The sequence below is a fragment of the Pedobacter frigoris genome (assembly GCF_005116445.1).
Taxonomy (GTDB): Bacteria; Bacteroidota; Bacteroidia; order Sphingobacteriales; family Sphingobacteriaceae; genus Pedobacter; species Pedobacter frigoris.
On the sequence record NZ_SWBQ01000012.1, the window covers coordinates 1 to 6,219 of the forward strand.

The 6,219-nt window shown below is 41.0% G+C and carries 7 protein-coding genes and 1 pseudogene; 2 read left to right on the forward strand and 6 right to left on the reverse strand.

The annotated features are described in order from the left end of the window. The 4 genes and pseudogenes from FA047_RS20235 to FA047_RS20250 form a co-directional block, all read right to left on the reverse strand. A pseudogene (locus tag FA047_RS20235) lies at positions 1–350 on the reverse strand (DUF6443 domain-containing protein); the annotation flags it as partial. Positions 351–453: 103 nt separating this feature from the next. Then, positions 454–711 (reverse strand): hypothetical protein, encoded by a 258-nt coding sequence (locus tag FA047_RS20240; protein WP_136837920.1) that lies wholly within the window; start codon positions 709–711, stop codon positions 454–456. Between the two features lie 11 nt (positions 712–722). After that, on the reverse strand, positions 723–1,526 hold the full coding sequence (locus tag FA047_RS20950; protein WP_225872808.1) for an RHS repeat-associated core domain-containing protein: 804 nt from the start codon (positions 1,524–1,526) through the stop codon (positions 723–725). 801 nt (positions 1,527–2,327) lie between these two features. Beyond that, complete coding sequence (locus tag FA047_RS20250) at positions 2,328–2,876, reverse strand: ORF6N domain-containing protein (RefSeq protein ID WP_136837922.1); 549 nt, start codon at positions 2,874–2,876, stop codon at positions 2,328–2,330. A gap of 130 nt (positions 2,877–3,006) precedes the next feature. Here FA047_RS20250 and FA047_RS20255 point away from each other — a divergent pair, with 130 nt between their 5' ends. Together FA047_RS20255 and FA047_RS20260 are read left to right on the forward strand one after the other, a co-directional pair. Beyond that, positions 3,007–3,399, forward strand: coding sequence for a helix-turn-helix domain-containing protein (locus FA047_RS20255; RefSeq protein WP_205943364.1), 393 nt, complete (start codon positions 3,007–3,009; stop codon positions 3,397–3,399). A gap of 18 nt (positions 3,400–3,417) precedes the next feature. Further along, entirely contained in the window at positions 3,418–3,768 is a 351-nt protein-coding gene (locus tag FA047_RS20260) for a helix-turn-helix domain-containing protein (protein WP_136837923.1), read from the forward strand. A 377-nt stretch (positions 3,769–4,145) separates the two neighbouring features. Here the strand turns inward: FA047_RS20260 and FA047_RS20265 are convergent, their stop codons facing one another. Both FA047_RS20265 and FA047_RS20270 read right to left on the reverse strand, forming a co-directional pair. Continuing rightward, complete coding sequence (locus FA047_RS20265; RefSeq protein WP_169304472.1) at positions 4,146–4,712, reverse strand: toxin-antitoxin system YwqK family antitoxin; 567 nt, start codon at positions 4,710–4,712, stop codon at positions 4,146–4,148. Then, a partial coding sequence (locus FA047_RS20270) for an RHS repeat domain-containing protein (protein WP_136837926.1) occupies positions 4,699–6,219 on the reverse strand: 1,521 nt, incomplete at its 5' end. The genes FA047_RS20270 and FA047_RS20265, both read right to left, overlap by 14 nt.

Sequence of the window (6,219 nt, forward strand, 5' to 3'; positions counted from 1 at the left end):
TTCATCGTCTTGATATTCCCCATCACGTCATACGTAAGCACCTCTGCCATCGCAACGCCGGTACTGCTGCCGCTCAACAAACGGTTCAATTTATCATACCCATACGTATAAACATTTGTGAAACTTACTCCTGAGCCCCAATCCTGATTTGCAATATTACCATTGTATTGCGGAACAGTGACATCATCATATTTCAGCTTCATACTAAACTGATCTGAACTGCTACCTTTCAGCCAGCCACGCTCATTATAAGCATACGCTGTATTTTGCAAAAAGCTCGATCCCCCATCGGTACTGTGTAGCTCCTTTTTCTGTAATTGCCCCAACTCATTATAGGAAAGCTTGCTCAATACTACTTCTGTAACCCCATTATAGATTCACAGCAGCCCTCTTCCTCCCCGTATGAACACAATAATAAGTCACCTAAGTTGATCTGGACTTTGATTAGTATCGTTATAAGTGCACATTTTCAGGAGTAATATGATAAAGCATTGTTCTCCCTTTTTTATATATAACGCATTCCACTTTAGGGTTTTTTGAAAGTATTTCTTTTGCAAAAAGCAATGCTGCTTCAGCAGCATCAAAAAGAGTAAATACTTTTTGATGCTCATTGATAGCTAGATTAAACTCCTCATCCAAGATATGGCCCGTATTAACATCTGCTCTTAATAACACCACCTGACTATCATTTAATTCAGGGAAATTTTCCATATTCAACTGTATTAATTTACATTCTTAACTTTTGCTCCACTAACCTTTCCTTTTAGCAACACTTCCGATTCATTAACATAAGCACCGGACTGTTTCAAAACTACGTTTTTCGCACTTGGACTTGCAACTGTATTACTATTCGGAGCATTCACTTCCAGAACTACACCTGAACCATTTGGTCTTAGAGCATAATTTGACGCCACATTAGGATCTGTTGTCCAAGAAGTAAAAGGACTAGCCGTATTGCCTGCATTATGTTCTGCTGCTGTTGCAATTCCACCACGTGGTGCTGCAACACCATCAACTGCATTTAAATAGCCGGGGTGGGATTCATTTACTCCTCTATACAAAGTTGTTGACTCAGTTGCGGCAGTACCTTTTCCACCAGAACCTGCTTTAGCCCCTAAAAGCGCCGTACCGACTTCAAGAACATTTTGAGTTATAATCTCCGCTTTGGTACCTGCATCTCCCTTAGCGAAGGCCACAGCCTGATCAGATTTTGCGATAGCTGGCACCAACAAGGACGCAGCAGGTTTTATATCTCCTCCGATAGCAGCTTTACCCACATTGTACAAGGTAACAGCAGGAGGTGTAAGTATTCCTTGGGCAAAATTTCTAGCCCCTCTAAGTATACCTCCTAATATAGAACCGGGAGGATCTGGCCACATCCCATCCGGATCAATAAACCGGATGGGATTGTCAAAACAGTAACTGTAAGGTGACCATCTTCTTCCCTGCTCTGATTTCGTATCCACTACATTCCACCTTCCAACTATCGGATCATAGAACCTTGCTCCATAATCTAACGCCCTTATGCAACTTTTTTGAGGTTCGCCGGATTCGCTGGCAGCAACTTTTCAGCTTTATAAAGAACGTTCCTTTATGCGTAAAGTTAGTTTTTTGTTTGGGTTTTACAAGAGGGGTAATTTCGTTCTTCGGAGAGTTTCTGCTACTGGTAAGGTTGATCATATGTTACCGCAAAGATAGCCTCAGAAGGAAAAGCAGTAAAGGGACTTTCGCGGCATAAACGCTCTAAGCCTGCCCGCAATGGCCATTTATTCCACGTTCCCTTGACAGCTCTCCCTTCTTCCGCTTTTAGGGGCTTAACAAATGATCACCCCAGACCTCTATTCTCGTTGGTGCATTGCAGGGAGCAAGTTTATGTTTTTGCTATACAAAAACTACTTTAACAGCCCGTTGGTTCGTTCAGCACCCTGCCGACTTCGGAGGCAGGATTTTCTATTAATGTAGACATTAATACATCTTTGCTAAACACCATTGTGTTTGTCTCGGGGATTGGGTAGCGACCTCTTACTGATGGAAAGTGCTTTGGTTTGTGGGATGGATGAGAGCGGCTCTTTCCATCAGTAAGAGGTTCCAAAGGGGTTTGGGGAATGGAAGATTCCCAACTACTAATACTGCGAAGCACCTTGCTGCCGCAGGCTTTTGCTTAGGGAATTCCCTCCGAGATCCCTTTTTCGGCCTTGCGGATAGCGCAAAGACACCAGAGAATTCCCAGAGGATTCTCCCATAGCCCTTAGCGGTAGCTTAAGGGCAGAAAAGTAAGGCTTTGCCTAACTTCCGCTTGCTCCATTGATTTCAATGGACGGCACCCGTTATTTAGTTTTAACGGGATTGATTTTATAACCGATGCTTTTACGTTCCGGCTTAGGCTGGTCTTTTTTCTCCAGCAGTTCATCCAGGTATTGGAATACCACTTCCATATTCTTGTCCTGGTTATCCAGTTTCTTTTTGATTTTCTCTACTTCCAGGCGAAGTTCAGTATGTTCGCTCAACATCTGCCTGATGCGGGTAAAGGTTCTGATAATCTGTATATTTACCTCTATGGCTGTTTCGCTGTTAAGCACGCTTGACAACATCGCCACACCCTGTTCAGTAAAGACATTTGGTGGCTTCCTTAAGCCCATCTTCTCTTTATTGGATATCACATTATGTGATTTCCAATCCGATAGTTCCTCACTGGTCATCTGGAACATAAAGTCGGCAGGAAAGCGCTTTTCATTCCGTTTTATAGCCTGGTTCAGCACACGGGTTTCCACGCCGTACATTTCTGCAAGGTCTCTGTCCAACATCACTTTATGACCCCTAACCAGGTATATTTTATTGATGATGATTTCTTCGGATACGATAATGGTCTTGCTCATGCACAAATATATTTATTATTGCTTATTCAATGGATGGTGTTTGTTTAAAGCTTCTTTTAGCTAACAATTAATACCTATTTTAGCAACTACAAAATCAGCATAACGCAACATATTGATTAAAATAGCTTTTATGGGTATTTTTGGAAGAAAACCAAACGTCATGAGCTTAGGCGATAACATTAAGAAGATCAGGGAGCGGAAAGGATTGCTGCAAAAGCAATTGGCCGCTGAAGTGAACATTCCCTATACCAGCTATAACAAGGTGGAGAACAACACGCGTGACATTGCCATTGATGAACTGGAACGCTTTGCCGGGTACTTCGGCATGACCATTGACCAGGTAGTGCATTTCGACAATCAGCCGGTAGAGGTCACCATTCAGGACAAGCCCAATTTTGAACAGGTCAACCTGATTAATCAGCTCGATGAGGAAGACCGTACCGTGGTCTTTAAGATCATCGACACCATGCTCACCAAAAAGAAGTTCAAGGATTTTTTTAACAACAACATTGCTGCTTTATAGCAGCCTTACATAAACATTATGGCAGAAACAATTCATATCGGCAGAAAGATCAGCCGTATCCGTGAGATCAGGGGAATTAAACAAGATCACCTCGCTATTGAGCTGGGCATTAGCCAGCAGACGATTTCCAAGATCGAGCAAAGCGAAACAGTAGAAGAAGAAACACTTGGCAAGATCGCAAAGGTTTTAGGGGTTACACCCCAGGCCATCAAGAACTTTAGTGAGGATGCCATTATCAACTACTTTCACGATCAGAGTTCGTTTAACTTCCAGTGCACTTTTAACCCGCTGGACAAAGTAATGGAACTTTATGAACGTCTCTTGCAAGCTGAAAGAGAAAAGAACGAACTCCTTAAAGGCAGTAAGTAACCCCCTGCAGCAGAAACCGAGTTGCGAAGGTTTCCTCTCCTTCGCTCCTAAGCGAAGGCAAGCAGGTTTTTGGGTACCCAAAAACACAACTTGTAGATACAAAAACAACAATAGGCTGCATAAACACTTATGCAGCCTACTATCAAGCCAATATCCTTAGCTAAGCTTTATATCTTATGAAGCAGTAATGAGCTCAAACAAGGTCATAAGTCCTAATATTACTAGCGATATAGCGACACCAAATAATCTAATCTGACTACTACCTACCCAATCAGGCCTAGGATTTTTCAAGCTAATGTTTATCAGATAAAAGCCTCCTACAATAAGAAAAACTGCTTTTATAAAGTTAATTTCAGGAGATAAGTGTAAATCAAAGATCAATATTGCGTTTTTTTAACAACATTTCCACCTTCATCGTAAGTGACCCATTCGCCAATTTCTTTACCATCTTTAAAGTAGGAAATAGATTTTATTTTACCACTCTTAAAAAAGGTTTTCCAAGTACCATCAGCTTTCCCTTTATTAAAATATCCTTTCTGGCTAACACTCCCATCTTCATGCCAGACCGTAAATTCTCCGCTATGAACACCATCAGAAGTATAATAATCTAATGCGTTTAACTTGCCATTATCAAAGAATCTCTTAACAGTATCTATAAATTTACCTTTTTTGTATTTGGCGACAGACCGGGTTTGGCCATTCTCAAACCACTCCATTGATAAACCATTTTCTTCTCCTTTTGCATAATTACGTTCTGCCAGTTTCTGTCCATTCTCATGCCAGCTTGTCCAAAGTCCTTCTCTATTTCCATTAATTACCTTCCCTCTTTCGAACTTCTCTCCAGTACGGTAATAAACTGTTTTATATCCATTTTTTTGACAGGAAAAAATAGTTATGCTCACTATAAGCATAACTATTAAAGTCATTTTATTAAAAACTACCATACTGCATTTTTTTTGCACCATTTAGCATCATTTCTTTTACTTGCTTGAATACGTCATTCATCTTTTTAGCATGTTCGCCTAATGTGCTACCTGTAATGCTCTTAACCTGATCAGGGAGACCAATTATATCCAGAGCTTTAGAAAACGCAGATTCTGGCAAATATTTCCCGGTTAACTCATCTTTTGCTATATCAACCCAACCGTTTATCACATTACGCTCACCAGCAGTTTTTAAGTCCTTTATTTCCTTTGATCCAAAGCCCATTTCATTTCCTCTACTGGTCATATCTTTATAAGCCCCACCATCTTTAAGGATAGCATTCCCTAAGTCTCCATAGTTTTCGTAGAAATCCAAAGCAGCTTGTTTATTCCCACCTTTGGTTTCATCACTGATCCTTTTAGTTATATCTGAATGGGTATCATTTGTTTTTAGAATAGTTTCCCCATCCTGATCAACAAAAGTATGGAACTTGTCATTAGTTCTTTCAATCATTTTTAGCTGCTTCGTGTCAGTATTAAATTCCCAGATATCTTGTCCTTTCATCCCATCAGGATCAATAAACCGTATCGGATTATTGAATGCATACGTATATGGCGACCACCGTCTTCCTTCCTCAGCTTTTGGATCTATAGTATTCCACCTCCCAATCACAGGGTCATAGAACCTAGCCCCGTAATCATACTGCTCACCAAGTTCATCCTGAACCTCTTTGCCATTATAAAGATATTTATTATTTACCGAAACTGGAGAACCTGAATTTCTTTTTCCAAAAGCATAGTAGTCATCACTTTGTAGACGCTCCAGTAAGCCGCTCGAAGGATTCTTATGGAAACTATATCTCACATTACCTAAATGGTCTGAAAGATTATATTCATAGCTATAAGTGCCGCTGTTATTCCTGGCAATACCTTCCTCAGTGTGGATAATGTCGATTGTACTTCCATTATATTCTATACCACTTACATATTCCCGCGTTACTCCATTGCTTACTTTCTTCAGCTTATTTCCAGATGCATCATAGGTATAAGCCAAACTTAATCCAGATTTTGTAGCCGTAGCCGGAAGGTTCAGCACATTGTAGGTCAGCACCACACCCGTTCTTCCATCTGTAGTTGCATTTCCATTTCCATTATACACATAGGTACCTGTTGCCAGTGGCCCGCTGGTAATGCTGGTCAACTGGTTACCAGTATAATTATAAGTCCCCGCACCTCCTGCATCCCTGTTCATCGTCTTGATATTCCCCATCACGTCATACGTAAGCACCTCTGCCATCGCAACGCCGGTACTGCTGCCGCTCAACAAACGGTTCAATTTATCATACCCATACGTATAAACATTTGTGAAACTTACTCCTGAGCCCCAATCCTGATTTGCAATATTACCATTGTATTGCGGAACAGTGACATCATCATATTTCAGCTTCATACTAAACTGATCTGAACTGCTACCTTTCAGCCAGCCACGCTCATTATAAGCATACGCTGTATTTTGCAAAAAGCTCGA

What these genes read in the sequence shown, in the direction of transcription:
- FA047_RS20260 (WP_136837923.1), top strand. Translation starts at nt 3,418, where the DNA reads ATGGCAGAAACAATTCATATCGGCAGAAAGATCAGCCGTATCCGTGAG.
- FA047_RS20250 (WP_136837922.1), bottom strand. Translation starts at nt 2,876, where the DNA reads ATGAGCAAGACCATTATCGTATCCGAAGAAATCATCATCAATAAAATA.
- FA047_RS20240 (WP_136837920.1), bottom strand. Translation starts at nt 711, where the DNA reads ATGGAAAATTTCCCTGAATTAAATGATAGTCAGGTGGTGTTATTAAGA.
- FA047_RS20265 (WP_169304472.1), bottom strand. Translation starts at nt 4,712, where the DNA reads ATGGTAGTTTTTAATAAAATGACTTTAATAGTTATGCTTATAGTGAGC.
- FA047_RS20255 (WP_205943364.1), top strand. Translation starts at nt 3,007, where the DNA reads ATGGGTATTTTTGGAAGAAAACCAAACGTCATGAGCTTAGGCGATAAC.